This is a genomic window from Collimonas rhizosphaerae, assembly GCF_038896935.1.
GTDB classification, from domain to species: domain Bacteria; phylum Pseudomonadota; class Gammaproteobacteria; order Burkholderiales; family Burkholderiaceae_D; genus Collimonas; species Collimonas rhizosphaerae.
The window spans coordinates 114,639-132,141 of the sequence record NZ_JBANDC010000009.1 but is presented as its reverse complement, the minus strand read 5'-3'; the positions used below and the strand labels follow the sequence as shown (position 1 = coordinate 132,141).

Annotated in this window: 15 protein-coding genes; 12 read left to right on the top strand and 3 right to left on the bottom strand. The window is 58.6% G+C overall.

Annotated elements, in window-relative coordinates; all coding sequences use genetic code 11:
• Positions 1-154 precede the first annotated feature (154 nt).
• Together V8G57_RS14600 and V8G57_RS14595 are read left to right on the top strand one after the other, a co-directional pair.
• Positions 155-1,486: an alkaline phosphatase gene (locus V8G57_RS14600; protein ID WP_425458282.1), complete on the top strand. Its 1,332-nt coding sequence runs from the start codon at positions 155-157 to the stop codon at positions 1,484-1,486.
• Positions 1,487-1,574: 88 nt separating this feature from the next.
• Positions 1,575-2,267 (top strand): hypothetical protein, encoded by a 693-nt coding sequence (locus V8G57_RS14595; protein ID WP_342830002.1) that lies wholly within the window; start codon positions 1,575-1,577, stop codon positions 2,265-2,267.
• Positions 2,268-2,366: 99 nt separating this feature from the next.
• Here the strand turns inward: V8G57_RS14595 and V8G57_RS14590 are convergent, their stop codons facing one another.
• Both V8G57_RS14590 and ffh read right to left on the bottom strand, forming a co-directional pair.
• Entirely contained in the window at positions 2,367-2,735 is a 369-nt protein-coding gene (locus V8G57_RS14590) for an SWIB/MDM2 domain-containing protein (RefSeq protein WP_092396983.1), read from the bottom strand.
• Between the two features lie 313 nt (positions 2,736-3,048).
• The gene (gene ffh / locus V8G57_RS14585) at positions 3,049-4,416 is read right to left on the bottom strand and encodes a signal recognition particle protein (RefSeq protein ID WP_092396981.1); all 1,368 of its coding nucleotides are present in this window, start codon (positions 4,414-4,416) and stop codon (positions 3,049-3,051) included.
• Positions 4,417-4,689: 273 nt separating this feature from the next.
• On the opposite strand from ffh, the gene V8G57_RS14580 reads away from it, so the two are divergent.
• From V8G57_RS14580 to V8G57_RS14535, 10 genes are all read left to right on the top strand, one after another.
• On the top strand, positions 4,690-5,499 hold the full coding sequence (locus V8G57_RS14580) for a cytochrome C assembly family protein (RefSeq protein WP_092396979.1): 810 nt from the start codon (positions 4,690-4,692) through the stop codon (positions 5,497-5,499).
• A complete protein-coding gene (locus V8G57_RS14575) occupies positions 5,496-5,759 on the top strand; it encodes a PP0621 family protein (protein WP_092396977.1) in 264 nt (87 codons plus the stop codon). Before V8G57_RS14580 ends, V8G57_RS14575 begins: the two co-directional genes overlap by 4 nt.
• Positions 5,760-5,858: 99 nt before the next feature.
• Positions 5,859-7,592, top strand: coding sequence for a sensor histidine kinase (locus V8G57_RS14570; protein ID WP_342830001.1), 1,734 nt, complete (start codon positions 5,859-5,861; stop codon positions 7,590-7,592).
• Between the two features lie 24 nt (positions 7,593-7,616).
• The gene (locus V8G57_RS14565) at positions 7,617-9,092 is read left to right on the top strand and encodes a sigma-54-dependent transcriptional regulator (RefSeq protein WP_342829999.1); all 1,476 of its coding nucleotides are present in this window, start codon (positions 7,617-7,619) and stop codon (positions 9,090-9,092) included.
• A gap of 11 nt (positions 9,093-9,103) precedes the next feature.
• Positions 9,104-9,745, top strand: coding sequence for a 1,6-anhydro-N-acetylmuramyl-L-alanine amidase AmpD (gene ampD / locus V8G57_RS14560; protein ID WP_092396971.1), 642 nt, complete (start codon positions 9,104-9,106; stop codon positions 9,743-9,745).
• Positions 9,746-10,242: 497 nt separating this feature from the next.
• Entirely contained in the window at positions 10,243-13,125 is a 2,883-nt protein-coding gene (locus tag V8G57_RS14555) for a ribonucleoside-diphosphate reductase subunit alpha (RefSeq protein ID WP_371326580.1), read from the top strand.
• A gap of 234 nt (positions 13,126-13,359) precedes the next feature.
• Entirely contained in the window at positions 13,360-14,535 is a 1,176-nt protein-coding gene (locus V8G57_RS14550; RefSeq protein WP_144739370.1) for a ribonucleotide-diphosphate reductase subunit beta, read from the top strand.
• Positions 14,536-15,023: 488 nt separating this feature from the next.
• The gene (locus tag V8G57_RS14545; RefSeq protein WP_342829998.1) at positions 15,024-15,593 is read left to right on the top strand and encodes a histone H1-like DNA-binding protein; all 570 of its coding nucleotides are present in this window, start codon (positions 15,024-15,026) and stop codon (positions 15,591-15,593) included.
• 348 nt (positions 15,594-15,941) lie between these two features.
• Positions 15,942-16,484 carry a YggT family protein gene (locus V8G57_RS14540; RefSeq protein ID WP_092397173.1) on the top strand — a complete coding sequence of 181 codons (543 nt, stop codon included), beginning with the start codon at positions 15,942-15,944 and terminating at the stop codon, positions 16,482-16,484.
• A complete protein-coding gene (locus tag V8G57_RS14535; RefSeq protein ID WP_092396965.1) occupies positions 16,481-16,801 on the top strand; it encodes a DUF167 domain-containing protein in 321 nt (106 codons plus the stop codon). The genes V8G57_RS14540 and V8G57_RS14535 overlap by 4 nt, the downstream gene beginning before the upstream one ends.
• Positions 16,802-16,874: 73 nt before the next feature.
• On the opposite strand, the gene bfr is transcribed toward V8G57_RS14535, so the two are convergent.
• Positions 16,875-17,345, bottom strand: a complete 471-nt coding sequence (gene bfr, locus V8G57_RS14530; protein ID WP_014007847.1) for a bacterioferritin — start codon at positions 17,343-17,345, stop codon at positions 16,875-16,877.
• Positions 17,346-17,503 lie beyond the last annotated feature (158 nt).

The window sequence follows — 17,503 nt, the reverse complement described above, 5'->3', positions numbered from 1 at the left end:
GCGAAATGAATTTGCCGAATATATACAAAGGTCAGAGATGAAAATGATGAAATCAGCCAATAAGCCAGCCAGCAAGCAATTCCAGCGCCGAATCCATCAATGCGCCGCACTGTGCGTGTTGTCGCCGCTGTCTTTGCTCTTCAGCGCAAACGTCATGGCGGCCGACGCCGCTGCCGCGAAAAACGTTATCTTCTTCCTGGGCGACGGCATGGGTCCCGTCACCGTGACAGCCGCGCGCATCTACGGCCACGGCGAAGCAGGCCGCCTGACCATGGAGACCCTGACCCGCACCGCGCGCGTCAAGACCTTCTCGCTGGATGCCCAGACCACCGACAGCGCGCCATCGATGGCGGCGTACATGACCGGCGTCAAGATGAAGAACGATGTGATCTCGATGTCTTCAGATACCAATGCTTTCGACGCCAGCGGCAAACCGTACCAGACCAAGGCCGATTCCACCTGCGTGGCCGGCAACGGCCAGCCGGTGCAGACCTTGCTGGAACTGGCCAAAGGAGCAGGCAAGGCGGTCGGCGCGGTCAGCACCACCCGCATCAGCCATGCGACTCCAGCCACGACTTATGCCCATGTCTGCAACCGCGACGCATACAACACCATCACCGAGCAGGCGACGCCGGGCGCGGCGCGTTACAACATGGCGCTCAAGGATGGCGTCGATGTCTTGCTGGGCGGCGGCTTGCGCCACTTCCTGCCGAAAAGCACGCCGGGCAGCCAGCGTAACGACGAACTCGACGCGCTGGGCATGTTCAAGGCGGCCGGTTATACCTACGTCGCTTCGGGCAGCGAACTGAAGAGCGTCAATCCGGCCGGCGTCAGCAAACTGCTGGGTTTGTTCAGCGCCAGCGACATGGATTACGAGTTGGACCGCGTCAAGAAAAACCTGAACCAGCCTAGCCTGGCCGAGATGACCGAAAAAGCCATCGGCGTGCTCAAGAAAAATCCGAAAGGTTATTTCCTGATGGTGGAAGGCGGCCGCATCGACCATGCATTGCACGGCACCAACGCCAAGCGTGCGCTGGAAGATACCCTGGCGTTTGACGCTGCGATCAAGAAGGCGCTGGAACTGGTCGATCTGAAAGATACCTTGATCGTGGTGACTGCCGACCATGACCACGCGATCGGTTTCAACGGCTATCCCAAGCGCGGCAATCCGATCCTGGGCAAGGTCGCCAACTACTACGATGGCAAGCTGGCCCTGGCTGCCGACGGCAAGCCTTACACCACGCTGGTGTTCGGCAACGGCAGCGCACCGCGCCGCCCGGAAGACGGCGACCTGACCAATGTCGACACGGAAGCCGACGACTACCTGCAGCAGGTCGGCGTACGCTTTGCCGGTTCGCCCGGTTCTGAAACGCATGGCGGCGGCGACGTGATGCTGTTTTCCGCCGGCGCCGGCAGCGGCAGTTTCAAGGGCACGTTTGAAAACATCAAGGTGTTCGGCAAAGTGAAGAACGCGCTTGGCCTGTAATGTTTTTTCTTGAGTGATGTTCAAGCCGCCATCCGGATTGGCAGATCCGGCGATGGCGGCATTTTTTTTTGGTGGAAAAATGGCTTTCTTGAAAAATTTGACGAGCGGCCTGAAGGCTTCGATAAGCGCGCTGGCGTTGTTGTCGGCCGCGCCAGCGGCGCTGGCTGCAGTCAGCGCACCTGACCAGAACCTGCAGGTGCAGCATTATTCGATGGTATTGGGGCGCGATGGCGTCAAGCGCGAAACGACGTTCACCGAACGCCTGTACCGGCGCAGCGACCAGGTATGGACCGAGCGCCTGATCGCCGCCGAAACCACGGACGCCGCCGATGGGCACGACCACAGCGGACATAACCATCCGGACGCCGGCAGCTCGCCGATGTGGGTGCGGCGCCAGGCTGACGGCTCGCTGGATGCACGCCTGGTCGAGCGGCACCAGCGCCGCACCGTCAAGGTCGATTCCCAGTATTACGGCAATATCGGTTTCAACGGCAATTGGGGCAGCGCTTTCTATCTGAGCGATCCGCAGAGCCTGAAAAACATGCGGGCCGTCGGCGCCGTCAAGGACGGGGTCCAGCTGTACGAGAGCAAGCGCGGCGACTTGACGGTACAGGTCGGCTGGGATGTCAAAGGCCAGTATCCGCGCCGGGTGGAGTCCTTCGATGCGCATGGCCTGGTACGCCGCCAGACCCTGGTCAGCGTCATCGCCGCGCCGCCGGTGCTGCCTTGGAAGACCTTGGCCGGCTACGCGGAAATCGATTACTCGGATCTGCTCGATTGACGCTGGATGCTGCAGATACAAAAACGCCCGCGTGCTGCGGGCGTTTTTGTTTGGCACTCAGGGCGGCGGGTTGAACCAGATCCGGCTAGGCCCTAAGCATTATTTCAAGTGATCGGAAATGAGTTTGGTCATTTCAAACATCGACACTTCTTTTTTGCCGCCAAAGACAGCTTTCAGTTTTTCATCAGCAATGATATTGCGTTTGTTTTCTGGATTCTGCAGTTTGTGCTTCTTGATGTATTCCCAAACCTTCTTGGTAACTTCCGTGCGTGGCAGCGGGGTAGCGCCGACGACAGCAGCCAGGACGGCTGACGGCGTCAATGCTTTCATGAATGCTGCGTTAGGCTTGCGCGCTACTTTCGGAGCGTCGGCTTTTTTGACTGCAGGCTTGGCTGCCGCTTTGACCGGAGCTGCTTTGGTCGCTGCTGGCTTCTTTGCTGCAACTGCTGGTTTTTTGGCTGTGGCCATCTTTGAGCCTCCTTCAGGGATAGTGAAAAAATGCGTCAAGCACGCATCGCTAATAGTGTTGCGCTTTTCCTGGCGATGCAAGCGTTTTTTGCGGGTTTGTGCGGGATTTGATACGGAAGCGGAACCCCCTGCCTGGCTCGGGAAACGCCCGCTTGGCGGGCTTTTGCGGCGGGTTGCAGGAATTCGGGCAAGGTAACAAATGCCCGCTGCTGCCGGCGGGCGGCTTCCCGCAATCGGCATAAATAGGCGAAAAGCCTTGCAAGTCAATGACTTGCAAGGCTTTTCAGGGGATTGCGGCAGTCCTGGCGCGTGCTTAGCGCATGCCCGGCATCATGCCTTTCATGCCGCGCATCATTTTCATCATGCCGCCGCCTTTGAGTTTCTTCATCATCGACTGCATTTGGTCAAATTGCGACAGCATGCGGTTGACTTCCTGCACCTGGACCCCGGCGCCGGTGGCGATGCGGCGCTTGCGCGAAGCCTTGATCAGTTCCGGTTTGGCCCGCTCCTGGGCGGTCATCGAATTGATGATGCCCTCCATCCGGCGTACCTGTTTTTCTGCCTGGTCCATGTTGGCGCCGCCGGCCGCCTGCTGGAATTGCGCCGGCAATTTGTCCATCAGGTTGGACAGGCCGCCCATTTTTTTCATCTGGCCGAGCTGTGCCTTGAAGTCGTTCAGGTCGAATTTTCCGCCGCCCTTGATCTTGTGCGCAAGATCCTTGGCAGCGGCGACATCGACGCCTTTCTGGGCTTCTTCGACCAGGGCCAGGATGTCGCCCATGCCGAGGATGCGGTTGGCCATGCGGGTCGGGTCGAAGGCTTCCAGGCCGTCCAGTTTTTCGGCGGTGCCGGCGAACTTGATCGGCTTGCCGGTGATATGCCTGACCGACAGCGCGGCGCCGCCGCGTGCATCGCCGTCCAGTTTGGTCAGCACGATGCCGGTCAGCGGCAACGCGTCATTGAACGCCTTGGCGGTATTGATTGCATCCTGGCCGAGCATGGCGTCGACCACGAACAGGGTTTCGATCGGCTTGACGGCGGCATGGATCGCGCTGATTTCCTTCATCATCGCTTCGTCGATGCCGAGCCGGCCGGCGGTGTCGATGATCAGGACGTCGTGATAGTGGCGCTTGGCGTAGTCGAGCGCGGCCAAGGCGATATCGACCGGCTTGTCGGTGGTGGCGGTCGGGAAGAAGTCAGCGCCGACCTGGGCGGTGACGGTCTGCAGCTGGCCGATCGCGGCCGGGCGGTAGACGTCGGCCGAAACGGTCAGTACCTTTTTCTTCTTTTGCTCGCGCAGGTATTTGGCCAGCTTGCCGACGGTGGTGGTTTTACCCGCACCCTGCAGGCCCGCCATCAGGATGATCGCCGGCGGCTGGGTGGCGAAATTCAGCTGCGAGGCCTCGGGACCGAGGTCGGCCCCCATCAGCGACGCCAGCTCGCGCTGCACCACGCCGACCAGGGCCTGGCCCGGCGTCAGCGATGCAATCACTTCTTCGCCTAGCGCTTTTTGCTTGACGTTGGCGATGAACTCGCGCACCGCCGGCAAGGCGACGTCGGCTTCCAGCAAGGCCAGGCGGACTTCGCGCAGCATGTCTGCGGTGTTGGTTTCGGTGAGGCGCGCTTCGCCGCGCATGGTTTTGACGACTTTGGCGAGGCGTTGGGTAAGATTGTCGAGCATGGTGGGTAACAGCGTTTCCAGAAGAAGTGCGTGGTTAATGTGGACCATTTTCGCGTCATCGATACCCCGATGCGCATTAAAATGGCCACGATAATGCATGTAAACAGCCATTTTACCTGATGCGGGCCGAGGCCGACCCTGGAATAAAAGCCGCGGTCCGGGGATAGCTGGGGATGATGTACAAGATGCAAGAAACGGCGGCGGGCATATCTGGCTGGCCAGCCACGCTGTTTGAGCACGCCGCGCAGACGCCACATGTTGTAAACTTACACGATGCAAACATATCTTTTCGTTCTGGTGGCGCTGCTATATATAGGCTGCACCTTCTTGCCGTCGAGCCGCCGCCAGACCATCTCCATTGTTGTCGCCGTCGCCTGGGTGCTGCATGGCGGCGTGCTGTGGTCCGACGTGGTCGGGCCGGAGGAGCTGCGGGTCGGGTTTTCGATGATGCTGTCGGCGACCTTGTGGGTATCGGTCGCCGCCTACTGGCTGGAAAACCGCAACTACACCTTGGACGGCCTGCGGGTCCTGGTGCTGCCGATGGCGGCGCTGGCGGCGGTCCTGCCGGCCATGTTCCCGGGGAACATGGTGGCGCTGAACGGCAAGTCGCCGGTATTCCTCTGGCATATCGTGATTTCCATCCTGGCCTACAGCACCCTGACTATCGCCGCATTCCACGCAGTGCTGATGGTATTGCAGGAATCGCGCCTGCATACCCGTCCGGGCGGGGCGAAAGCCGGCTGGTTCGGGCATGCGCTGGATCGCTTGCCAGCCTTGCTGACCATGGAAAAGCTGCTGTTTCGCCTGATTGCTTTCGGATTTTTCTTGCTGACGCTGACGGTGCTGTCGGGGGTGGTGTTTTCCGAGGAGCTGTTCAACAAGGCTTTCAAATGGGATCACAAGACCATTTTCACCATGTTGTCATGGGCCTTGTTCGGCCTGTTGCTGGCAGGCCGCAAGTGGCAAGGCTGGCGCGGCCGCACCGCGCTCAGCTTTACCTTGACCGGATTTGCCGTTTTACTGCTGGCGTATGTAGGGAGCCGTTTCGTGCTTGAAGTTGTGTTGCATCGGGTATTGGTATGAAATTGATTATTTTAATTGTCGTGGTATTGGCTGTCATCGTCTGGCTGCAGCGCCTGAAAAAGAATCTCGGCCGGGATCGTTCCACCCCAGGCGGATCGACCTTTGACCATGGTCCCTCGGCCGCCGGCGCTTCGCCACAGGCCGAAGCCATGGTGGCTTGCGCCCATTGCGGCATGCATTTCCCAGCATCGGAAGCGCTGGCCGATGCTTCCGGCGCGGTTTTTTGCAGTGCGGAACACCGTCGCCTGCATGCTTCCTGAATTTAATCCACTTTGAGCCGTTATGCTTATTTCAATCGAGGGCGGCGCTTGATAGCGTCCGGCCTGCGATTGCCCGATCCATTGTGAGACAGGACCCGCATGACTAGCTCCACCGTCGCCCCGTTGAGCGGTAAGCCGGACACTTTTTGGCGCACGCTCCAGACGTTCAACGTGACCCGGATCGTGGTTGCAATGGTGATGCTGGCCTATCTCAGCACCCAGAGTAAGAACGAGACCTGGTTCTCGCAGCTGTTTACCAATCCGCAGACCTGCAGCGTCTACCTGCTGTGCGCCGCCGTCTTCACGCTCGTCACGGCGTATTACCACCGCCATTACATGGCGCAGATAGTACTGCCGATCACGGTCGACATGATCGCAGTGTCGATCTTGTATATAGGCGCCGGCGGCGCCAAGGGCGGCCTGGCCATCCTGTACCTTTTTCCGCTGGCCGGCTCGGCAATCCTGGCGCCGCTGCTGGTGGCGCTGTTGTTTGTGTCGATTGCGACCATGGTGCTGCTGGCTGAAAGCGGTTACCAGATATTGCAATCGGCGCCGGATGCTTCCAGCCTGCAAGCCGGTTTGTATGGCGGCGCTTTCTTTTTTGCCGTGCTGGTGATCAACCGGCTTGCCGACAAGCTGATCAAGCAAGAGGAGCTGGCGACCCAGCGCGGCAGGGACCTGCGGGTGCAAATGGATATCAATCGCATCGCAATCAAGGATATGGGCGACGGCTTGCTGGTGGTCGATCCGCTTGGCACCCTGATCATGGCGAATCCGGCGGCGGAGCGCATGCTGGGTTTGGCCTTGTCGGATGAAGAACAGCAGCACAAACTGAGTGATTATGCGGTGCTGGCGCCGATCACCGATGCCTTGTTTGCCTGGGAATCGCGGGTAAGCGACCTGCCGCATGCGGTTTCGCCGGCGGTAGGCGAGGCGGTATTCGTCACCATCAAGCATACCGATGACCTTGGCCAGGACGCCGCGGCCATCGACTGGAGCGGACGGCGCGAACTGGCGGCGCATTTGAAAGTGCGCTTTGCGGCAGTCAGGATGCGCGAACTGAGCGAGTACCGGGCAGTCATCTTTTTGCAGGATGTCAGCGAAATCGAGAACCAGGCCCAGCAATTGAAACTGGCTGCCATGGGCCGCCTGACTGCCAGCATCGCCCATGAGGTACGCAATCCGCTGGCCTCGATTTCCTATGCCGCCACCTTGCTGGCGGAAGAGGCGACCGACGAGGCCGAGGCGCGCCTGCTGACGATCATCGAAGACAACGTAGCGCGCCTGAACCGCATGATTGAGGATATCCTGAAGCTGTCGCGCAAGGCGCAGCGGCAGCTGGAGCCGATCTTGCTTGCGCCCTTGCTGCAGGAGATCGTCAGCGATTTCAGGCAGACCCATGCGGTGGCGCCGGCCGCGATTGACTTGCAGATTGATGCCGCGGATCGGCAAAGCGTGTGGTTCGACCCCTTGCACCTGCGCGAAGTCGTGACAAACCTGCTGTCGAATGCGGTGCGTTACGCCAGCGGCCGTCCGGGCGGGATGCGCTTGCAGGTCATGTCTAGCGTCGCCGGGCGCCTGGAACTGCATGTGCAGGATGATGGCGAACCGATTTCGCCGGCGGTGCGGGCGCACCTGTTCGAGCCGTTTTACACCACCTCCAGCAAGGGCACGGGGCTGGGCTTGTTTTTAGCGCGCGAGTTGTGTTTGAATAATGGCGCGTTGCTCGATTATGAATACCGGCATGATGTCCAAGGACAGAATTCCAGCCATGTGAGTGGCCGTTTTGTTATTGCGTTTGCTGCCCATGACCCTGTGTCTCCTGCTGATTAGAATTGACTGAAAAAGACGAATGCCATGAGCTCACCCCGTATTCTGGTTGTTGACGACGAAGCGCACCTGCGCGAACTGCTGGAAATCGCCTTGGTCAAGATGGGGCTGGATGTCGACAGCGCCGACAGCCTGTCCGCGGCGCGCAGCCACCTGGCGCAAAATGACTACGCGCTGATCCTGACCGACATGCGCCTGCCGGACGGACTCGGGATCGAACTGGTGCGCGAAGTCACCGCCGGCGAAAAGGTGATACCGATTGCCGTGATTACCGCCTATGGCAGCGCCGACAACGCCGTCATGGCGCTGAAGGCAGGCGCTTTCGATTATCTGTCGAAGCCGGTGGCGCTGGACCAGCTGCGCTTGATGGTGCAATCGGCGCTGCGCGTCGGCAAGCCGGTCGAAACCCCGCGGCCGGTGGCTGACTCGAAACTCCGCGCCGGTGCGGGCTCAGCGTTGCGCCTGATCGGCCAATCCGCCGCCATGCAGGAATTGCGCACCCAGATCGTGCGTCTGGCGCGCAGCATGGCGCCGGTGGCGATCACAGGCGAGTCCGGCAGCGGCAAGGAACTGGCGGCGCGCGATATCCATGCGCTCAGTCCGCGCGCCGACAAGCCCTTTGTCGCCGTCAATTGCGGCGCAATTCCGGAAGCCTTGATGGAAGCGGAGTTCTTCGGCTACCGCAAAGGCGCGTTTACCGGCGCTGCCGATGACCGGGACGGATTTTTCCAGGCCGCCAACGGCGGCACCTTGCTGCTGGATGAGGTTGCCGACCTGCCGCTGGCGATGCAGGTCAAGCTGTTGCGTGCGATCCAGGAGCGCCGCGTGCGCAAGGTCGGCGCGACGGTGGAGGAGGCGGTAGATGTGCGGCTGGTCAGCGCCACCCACCAGAATCTGGCCGAGTGTGTCGAATCAGGTAGATTTCGCCAGGATTTGTACTATCGTTTGAATGTCATCGAATTAAAGTTGCCGCCGCTGCGGGAACGGCTGGATGACATCGGCCTGCTGGTCGCGGCGATCCTGGGACGGCTGTCGGCGTTTACGCCGCAGGCGGAACAAGTGACGCTGGCGCCGGCGGCGCTGTCGGCTCTTTGCGCTTATGCGTTTCCGGGCAATGTGCGCGAACTGGAAAATATCCTGGAGCGGGCGCTGGCGTTCGCCAATGACGGCGTAATTGAAGTGGCGGACCTGGGTTTGAAAGGGGCTGGCCAAGGGCGGCCAGTGGAAGCGCCGGACCTTGCCGACCATTACAGCGAGGCCGCGCTGGCGGCCGGTGCGCCGGCGAGCCTGGAGCCGGTTGTTGCCGGCATGCCGGCACAATTTAACGGCGCCGAACTGCCATCGTCGCTGCCGGACTATCTTGACGATATCGAGCGCGACGTCATCCGGCAGGCGCTGACGCGTACGCATTTCAACCGCACCAAGGCCGCCGATCTGCTGGGCATCAGTTTCCGCCAGCTGCGCTACCGGATGCAACGATTGTCGATCCACGAGCAAGATTAGGGAAAGTAACAATGACGGAGCAGCAGAAACCGCTTCCCCCGTATTTTGCAATCGGCGCAGACGGCTGGTGCCGTCCCGATGAAGTCGTGCGCCAGTCTTCCCCCAATTGCGACGCCAGGCCGGAGGGCTGCGTCGCCGATTTGCTGGTGATCCACAACATCAGCCTGCCGCCGGGGCAGTTTGGCGGCCCCTATATTGCCGACCTGTTCGGCAATCGCCTGGATTACGATGCGCATCCTTATTTCGAACAGCTGCGGCCACTCAGGGTTTCTTCCCATTTCCTGATACTGCGCGACGGCGGGGTTGTGCAGTTTGTCTCCGCCAATGACAGGGCCTGGCATGCGGGTGCGTCATGTTTCGAGGGCCGTGAGCGCTGCAATGATTTTTCAATCGGAATTGAACTGGAAGGCACCGATTTCGAACAATTTTCCGCGTTGCAATATCATGCGCTGGCGACATTGACCCATGCCTTGCAGTTGCGTTACCCTCTCGCCGCGGTGGCCGGGCATGAACATATTGCACCCGGCAGAAAGACCGATCCCGGTCCGTTTTTTGACTGGACCCAATACCAGCAAGCCTTAGCCGGGCATGCACCAAAAACGCCAGGCGAACCTGCGCTGCGTTTTCCCGCCATAGACAAAAAAGTCAATTGAATAGTCTCTTTTCGAGTATAAAAAAGATCCTACTTTTGGATTGCATCGGCGAGTTCTAGGTACTACAATTAGTAAAAATCAAATCCAGAAACCTATATGTAGTGTTTTTCCGTACTTCGTCCTTGGTTTGCTTTGCATGGTCTGTCCACCTATGTGGTGTTTTGTTTTTGTACTCACGTCAGTATAAATGCAGGTGTCGGACAGGCTGCTCAGCAGCCTCTGGGTTTGTTGCCGGTCTTCGTCAACCATTCTTTTAACGTTGGTTTTCTCTTTTTTTTTATCTTAATTTGGGCATCGGTCACGAACGCCTGCCGACAGGCAGCCGTGGGTCAACAGCTGATCCGGCAATGACTGATGCAGCAATAGCAGTATCTGAACCATCAACGGTTCCAAGGTTCTAATTAATAACAGCAGGCGTAATTGTTTCGCCTGTTTTCACAGTCTCGGGAGGCTCAGTGCAATCTACTCAAGAAATTTCCGTTAAATCATCAGCCGAAATCGCTGGTGTCCAGCCAACAACCGGCAGCGGCTCTCCCGTCAAGGTATCCAGCAGTTTCGGTGACTACCGGATCATCCGCCGCAATGGCGCCGTAGTCGGTTTTGAACCGTCCAAGATCTCGATCGCAGTCACCAAGGCATTCCTCGCTGTCAACGGCGGCCAGGGTGCGGCATCGGCGCGGGTGCGCGAACTGGTTGAGCAGCTGACTTCCAACGTCGTCGCCGCCCTGGTGCGCCGCCAGCCGAATGGCGGTACTTTCCATATTGAAGACATCCAGGACCAGGTTGAACTGTCCCTGATGCGCTCCGGCGAGCATGACGTGGCGCGTGCCTACGTGCTGTATCGCGCCAAGCGCATGGAAGAGCGTTCGCAGCAGCAGACCGGCGCCAAGCCAAGCGTAGCCGGCACGGAATTGTTCGTGACCGAAGACGGCCAGCGCCGCGCGCTGGACATGGAGCAGGTGCGCAGCCTGATTACCGCGGCTTGCATCGGCCTGGAAAAACACGTCGACGCCGAAGCGATCCTGGCCGAGACCGTCAAGAACCTGTACGACGGCGTGCCGGTTGAAGAATTGCACAAGTCGGCGATTCTGGCCGCGCGCGCGCTGATGGAAAAAGACCCTGCCTACAGCACGGTTACTGCGCGTCTGCTGATGCACACGATCCGCAAGGAAGTGTTCGGCAAGGAAGTGGCGCAAGCCGATGCTCCAGCCGAATACCTTGAATATTTCCCGAAATTTATTAAAAAGGGTATTGAAGCCGACTTGCTGGATGCCAAGCTGGCGCAATTCGACCTGAAAGAATTGGGCGAAGCACTGAAGCCGGAGCGCGACCTGCAATTCGGTTACCTCGGCCTGCAAACCCTGTACGACCGTTACTTCCTTCACGTCCGCGATATCCGCATCGAAATGCCGCAAGCGTTCTACATGCGGGTGGCGATGGGCCTGGCGCTGAATGAAGTCAACCGCGAAGCACGCGCTATCGAGTTCTACAACCTGCTGTCCAGCTTCGACTTCATGAGCTCGACGCCGACCCTGTTCAACTCCGGCACGCAACGCTCGCAGCTGTCGTCCTGCTACCTGACGACGGTGGCCGACGATCTCGACGGCATCTACGAAGCGATCAAGGAAAACGCACTGCTGGCCAAATATGCCGGCGGCCTGGGCAATGACTGGACACCGGTGCGTTCGCTGGGCGCCCATATCAAGGGCACCAACGGCAAGTCGCAAGGCGTGGTGCCGTTCCTGAAAGTGGTCAACGACACCGCGGTGGCGGTCAACCAGGGCGGCAAACGCAAGGGCGCGGTCTGCGCCTACCTGGAAACCTGGCACATGGACATCGAGGAATTCCTCGACCTGCGCAAGAACACCGGCGACGATCGCCGCCGTACCCACGACATGAACACCGCCAACTGGATTCCCGACCTGTTCATGAAGCGCGTGATGGAAAAGGGCGAGTGGACCCTGTTCTCGCCAAGCGACGCACCGGACCTGCACGACAAGGTCGGCCGCGCCTTCGAGGAAGCATATACCGGCTACGAAGCCAAGGCTGCCCGCGGCGACCTGCGCCTGTTCAAGAAGATCCAGGCGCTCGACCTGTGGCGCAAGATGCTGTCGATGCTGTTTGAAACCGGCCATCCATGGATTACTTTCAAGGATCCATGCAACATCCGTTCGCCGCAGCAGCACGTCGGCATGGTCCACAGCTCGAACCTGTGCACCGAGATCACGCTCAACACCAACGAATCCGAGATCGCGGTATGCAACCTGGGCTCGGTCAACCTGCCGGCGCACATGAAAGACGGCCAGCTGGACCACGCCAAGTTGCAGAAAACCATCAATACGGCGATGCGCATGCTGGATAATGTGATCGATATTAACTATTATGCAGTGAAGAAGGCGCGCGATTCGAACTTGCGGCACCGTCCGGTTGGCCTCGGCATCATGGGTTTCCAGGATTGCCTGCACATGATGCGCGTGCCTTACGCTTCGCAAGCAGCGGTTGAATTTGCCGACAAGTCGATGGAAGCAGTCTGCTACCACGCCTACTGGGCGTCGACCGAACTGGCGGAAGAGCGTGGCCGTTACAGCAGCTATCGCGGTTCCCTGTGGGATCGCGGCATCCTGCCGCAGGATTCCCTGAAACTGCTGGCGGAAGAGCGCGGCGGCTATCTGGAAGCGGATATGTCCGAGTCGCTGGACTGGACCGAACTGCGCGGCCGCATCAAGGAATTCGGCATGCGCAACTCGAATTGCGTGGCGATTGCGCCGACTGCGACCATTTCGAACATTATTGGCGTATCGGCCTGTATCGAGCCGACCTACCAGAACCTGTACGTGAAATCGAACCTGTCGGGCGAATTCACTGAAATCAATGAATACCTGGTGCGCGACTTGAAAGCGCGCGGCTTGTGGGACGAGGTGATGATCTCCGACCTCAAGTACTTCGACGGCAGCCTGGCCAAGATCGACCGCATTCCGCAAGATCTGCGCGATATCTACGCCACCGCATTCGAAGTCGAACCGTCCTGGCTGGTGGAAGCGGCATCGCGTCGCCAGAAATGGATAGACCAGGCGCAATCGCTGAATATCTATATGGCGGGCGCATCCGGCAAGAAGCTGGATGAGACCTACAAGCTGGCATGGCTGCGCGGCCTGAAGACCACTTACTACCTGCGCACCATAGGCGCGACGCATACCGAGAAGTCGACATCGAAAACCGGCGCCCTGAATGCCGTGTCGGTAGACGGCGGCGCCAGCGGCGGCGCAGCGGCGACTTACGGCACTGCTGCTGTTGCAGCCGCGCCACAAGAACTGGATGGCCCGGCATGCACCATGCGCCCAGGCGATCCAGGATTTGAAGAGTGCGAAGCCTGTCAGTAAGCCAGTTATTTGAGGGCAGGGTTCAAGCGGTGCTGCAGTGTAGCGAATCAGGTTTCCGTGCAGCACCCGCCGTGGCCTCTGTCCTCAACTGGCTAGAGATAAAACGTAGCAATTGCAAAGACAAGTAGGGTGGGCAGGAAATCTGCCCACGCGTTACCGAAACAAGCGTAGCGATCAATTAGAGGTCGCGCGCGGGCACAGCCGCCCACCCTACGAAAGATAAAGGAATAAAGAATGCTCTCCTGGGATGAAGAAAAAAGTTCGGCCCCTCGTACTCCGTCTATGCCGGCGCAACCGGCATTTGCTCCTTCGGCGCGTCCGCAGATGTCCGATACCGCTCTCAACCCGGCGTTGATGGGACAGGCCGCCGCCGCGCCTGCAGTCGATGTCAGCCACCGCGTCAACGCCGCGGACAAACGCATCATCAACGGCCATACCGACGTCAACCAGCTGGTGCCGTTCAAGTACAAATGGGCTTGGGACAAGTACCTGGCCGGCTGCGCCAACCACTGGATGCCGCAGGAAATCAACATGCAGCGCGATATCGAGCTGTGGAAGAACCCGAACGGCCTGACCGAAGACGAACGGCGCCTGGTCAAGCGCAACCTGGGATTCTTCGTCACCGCCGACTCGCTTGCCGCCAACAATATCGTGCTCGGCACCTACCGCCACATCACTGCGCCGGAATGCCGCCAGTACCTGCTGCGCCAGGCTTTCGAGGAAGCGATCCATACCCACGCCTATCAATACATCGTGGAATCGCTCGGCCTGGACGAGGCGGAAATCTTCAACGCCTATCACGAAGTCAAATCGATCCGCGACAAAGACGAATTCCTGATCCCCTTCATCAATACGCTGACCGATCCCGAGTTCAAGACCGGCACTACTGAAAACGATCAGAAATTGCTGCGCTCGCTGATCGTCTTCGCCTGCATCATGGAAGGTCTTTTCTTCTACGTCGGCTTCACGCAGATCCTTGCGCTAGGCCGCCAGAACAAGATGATGGGCGCAGCCGAGCAGTACCAGTACATCCTGCGCGACGAGTCGATGCACTGCAATTTCGGGATCGATTTGATCAACACGATCAAGATGGAAAACCCGCATTTGTGGACACCGGAATTCCGCGATGAGATCAAAGCGTTGTTTTTAAGCGCAGTAGAGTTGGAATATCGCTACGCAGAGGATACAATGCCGCGTGGAGTGCTCGGTTTGAATGCGCCAATGTTCAAAGGCTACTTGCGGTTCATCGCAAATCGCCGCGCGCAACAGATCGGACTGGATCCAATGTTCCCTCAGGAAGAAAATCCCTTCCCCTGGATGAGCGAGATGATCGACCTGAAAAAAGAACGCAACTTTTTTGAGACTCGTGTAATCGAATATCAAACAGGCGGTGCACTGAACTGGGAATAAAGGCTTCAGATCTCGGACAAGAATAACGAGGTGAATGGCTTACCTGCAGCGCTTAGTACTATAAAAAAGTCTGCAAACTAAAAGGTGATTTCCAAATTTAATGAACAGCCAAAGACAGAAACGTACTTATCTGTTGTCGCCGCTTATCCCGATTCAGTCGGGTTTGGCGGCGTTTTCTTTGGAAAAACCAACCATTTTGTAACAGAATTCCGACGCTGGCATAGCCGCTAGCGTTTTTTTGGCCAAGGATCGCAGCCTGCGGGTGATGCGAATTCTTCCTCCCAGCCCGGAAGCTGGGAAAAGACCCTGGCCAATAATGGCTGAAGTGCTGCATCAATGAGGGGATGGAGCAGTTCAGCTGGTGCCGAATTCATTAGCGCAAGCAGAGTTGATTGCGCCGATGAATAATCCGCCGTTCCCATCGCGATGGGTTCGTCGGGTTTCCAACTTGGAGCTTGATTTTTTCCATCACGTGAAGGAGAAACAAAATGGCAACAGCAGCAAAGAAACCCGCAGCGAAGAAACCCGCTGCGAAGAAAGCAGCCCCGGCCAAGAAGCCAGCAGCTAAAGCAAAACCAGCAGCAGCGAAGAAACCAGTTGCTAAGAAAGCTGTAGCAGCGAAAAAGCCGGCAGCTAAGGCAGCAGCAAAACCAGCAGCCAAGAAACCGGTTGCCAAGAAAGCTGTCGCGGCCAAAAAGCCAGTAGCTAAGAAAGCAGCAGCAAAACCAGCAGCCAAGAAACCGGTTGCCAAGAAAGCTGTCGCGGCCAAAAAGCCGGTAGCCAAGAAAGCAGTAGCAGCCAAGAAGCCGGTTGCTAAGGCAGCAGCGAAACCAGCGGCAAAAAAGCCGGCAGTTAAGAAAGTCGCGGCTAAGCCAGCAGCAAAAAAGCCGGCAGCTAAAGCAGCAGCGAAACCTGCTGCCGCCAAGCCAGCTGTTAAAAAGGCCGCAGCGAAACCTGCAGCCAAGAAGCCAGCAGCAAAGCCGGCAGCAGCACCAGCAGCAACAACAGTGCTGAACCCGGCAGCAGCTTGGCCGTTCCCAACTGGCACACGCCCGTAATTAGCGTTTGCCGGCTTGCCTGATCAAGTTCAGGCATATCGCCCGCTGTATGGCCTAGCGCCCTGCAGCGGGTTTTTATTTGTGGCGGCGGATATCGCAGAGGGGCGGGTAGCGCTGTGCGTCTGGCAGCCGGCATGTGCTCGTGCAAGCGGGTCGTCAGCCTGTCGGAAATTGCTGCTACGATAGCCAGCCGGCAGGTCCGTTCTTTTCTTACATCTTGAACTGTGGCGTTCGCTCGCATTCCCGACTTACATCTTGCGCCCGAATTCGGGTAAGTTATCAGTATATGGACTGGCGCCGATGCCGGTCCGCCTGAATCGCTGCTTCATCTGGAAAGGGAAACACGTCGTGTTGCAGAACATTTTCACCTTGATTATCGAAACTATCGCCAGCGTCCTGGGCGGTGTCCTGTTGCTTCGGTTCTGGATCCAGGCGGTGCGGGTGCGGCCGCCGCAACAGCTGGCGCAATTCATTTTCACCTTGTCCGACTGGGCCGTGCGGCCGATGCGGCGCTTGTTGCCGGGGGTAGGTGGCTATGACTGGGCCAGCCTGATAGGCGCGGTTGTGGTCGCCGTCATCTGCATCCTGCTGGAACTGGGCGTCAGGTCGGCGCTGAGTGCTTCGCTGATCTTCAGCTTGTCGGCGCTGCTGTTTTTCCAGTGGGTATTCTATGGGCTGATCGCGTTGCTGATCATCGAGGCGATCTTTAGCTGGGTGAATCCGAATGCGCCCCTGGCGCCCTTCGTGCGGGCGCTGAATGAGCCGCTGCTGCGCCCTTTGCGCAGGATTATCCCGCTGATCGGCAATATCGATCTGTCGCCGCTGGCGGCGCTGATATTGCTGCGGGTAGTGCACCAGCTGGTCATTTACCTGATCATGTCGGTGGCATGAACCAAAAGGCGGGCGCCGCATGGTGCTCCGATGTTGCCGGCGGGGTCAGGCTGGCGCTGCAGGTGACGCCTAACGCCAAGAAAAGCCAGATCATCGGTCCGCTGGAGAATGTCCTCAAGCTGCGCTTGCAGGCGCAGCCTATCGAGGGCAAGGCGAATGACGCGCTGGTGCGCTACCTGGCGGAGTTGCTGGATGTGCCGCGCAGCAAGATCGTCATTACCCACGGTCATACCAACAAGCGCAAAATCGTCGAAGCGCATGCTCCGTCACTGACCGCCGAAGCCGTCATGCGCCGTTTGCTGGCATCGGCGCAGTAAACGCCGAGGAAGGAAAAACGGCTTCCGATGGTGAGTCGGAAGCCGTGAGCCGTGTGCCCGGATGGATGCCGGGTCAGGCGTCCATCTGGCTTTGCAGGTAGTTTTGCAGGCCGACCTTGTCGATCAGGTCGAGCTGGGTTTCCAGCCAGTCGATATGTTCTTCGGTGTCTTCAAGGATTTCCTTGAACAGTTCGCGCGACACATAATCGCCCGCTTTTTCGCAGGCAGCGATGCCATCCTTGACGGTCTTTTGCGCGCCTTGCTCCAGCTTCAGGTCGCATTGCAGCATCTCCGGCGTCGATTCGCCAATCATCAGCTTGTGCAGCGCTTGCAGATTCGGCAAGCCGTTCAGCATCAGGATGCGGTCAATCAGTTTGTCGGCATGCTTCATTTCGCCGATGGATTCTTCGTATTCCTTCTTGCCGAGTTTTTCCAGGCCCCAGTGCTTGTACATGCGGGCATGCAGGAAATACTGGTTGATCGCTGTCAGTTCGTTGGTCAGCTGCGCGTTGAGCAGCGTGATGATTTGTTTTTCGCCTTGCATGGGGACCTCGCTGTGATGGGATGCGGAGCGCTCAGGGATAAAGTCGGGGATTTCTGGACTGTATTCCGGCTTCTCACGTGATCGGCGCGTCGCTTAAACGATATGCGACCGAAATCGCTGCCATGATAGCGCATGCGATAAGCTTTTTCATCATCGGG

What these genes read in the sequence shown, in the direction of transcription:
- ampD (WP_092396971.1), top strand. Translation starts at nt 9,104, where the DNA reads ATGACGGAGCAGCAGAAACCGCTTCCCCCGTATTTTGCAATCGGCGCA.
- ffh (WP_092396981.1), bottom strand. Translation starts at nt 4,416, where the DNA reads ATGCTCGACAATCTTACCCAACGCCTCGCCAAAGTCGTCAAAACCATG.
- V8G57_RS14545 (WP_342829998.1), top strand. Translation starts at nt 15,024, where the DNA reads ATGGCAACAGCAGCAAAGAAACCCGCAGCGAAGAAACCCGCTGCGAAG.
- V8G57_RS14600 (WP_425458282.1), top strand. Translation starts at nt 155, where the DNA reads ATGGCGGCCGACGCCGCTGCCGCGAAAAACGTTATCTTCTTCCTGGGC.
- V8G57_RS14570 (WP_342830001.1), top strand. Translation starts at nt 5,859, where the DNA reads ATGACTAGCTCCACCGTCGCCCCGTTGAGCGGTAAGCCGGACACTTTT.
- bfr (WP_014007847.1), bottom strand. Translation starts at nt 17,345, where the DNA reads ATGCAAGGCGAAAAACAAATCATCACGCTGCTCAACGCGCAGCTGACC.
- V8G57_RS14590 (WP_092396983.1), bottom strand. Translation starts at nt 2,735, where the DNA reads ATGGCCACAGCCAAAAAACCAGCAGTTGCAGCAAAGAAGCCAGCAGCG.
- V8G57_RS14575 (WP_092396977.1), top strand. Translation starts at nt 5,496, where the DNA reads ATGAAATTGATTATTTTAATTGTCGTGGTATTGGCTGTCATCGTCTGG.
- V8G57_RS14580 (WP_092396979.1), top strand. Translation starts at nt 4,690, where the DNA reads ATGCAAACATATCTTTTCGTTCTGGTGGCGCTGCTATATATAGGCTGC.
- V8G57_RS14565 (WP_342829999.1), top strand. Translation starts at nt 7,617, where the DNA reads ATGAGCTCACCCCGTATTCTGGTTGTTGACGACGAAGCGCACCTGCGC.
- V8G57_RS14535 (WP_092396965.1), top strand. Translation starts at nt 16,481, where the DNA reads ATGAACCAAAAGGCGGGCGCCGCATGGTGCTCCGATGTTGCCGGCGGG.
- V8G57_RS14550 (WP_144739370.1), top strand. Translation starts at nt 13,360, where the DNA reads ATGCTCTCCTGGGATGAAGAAAAAAGTTCGGCCCCTCGTACTCCGTCT.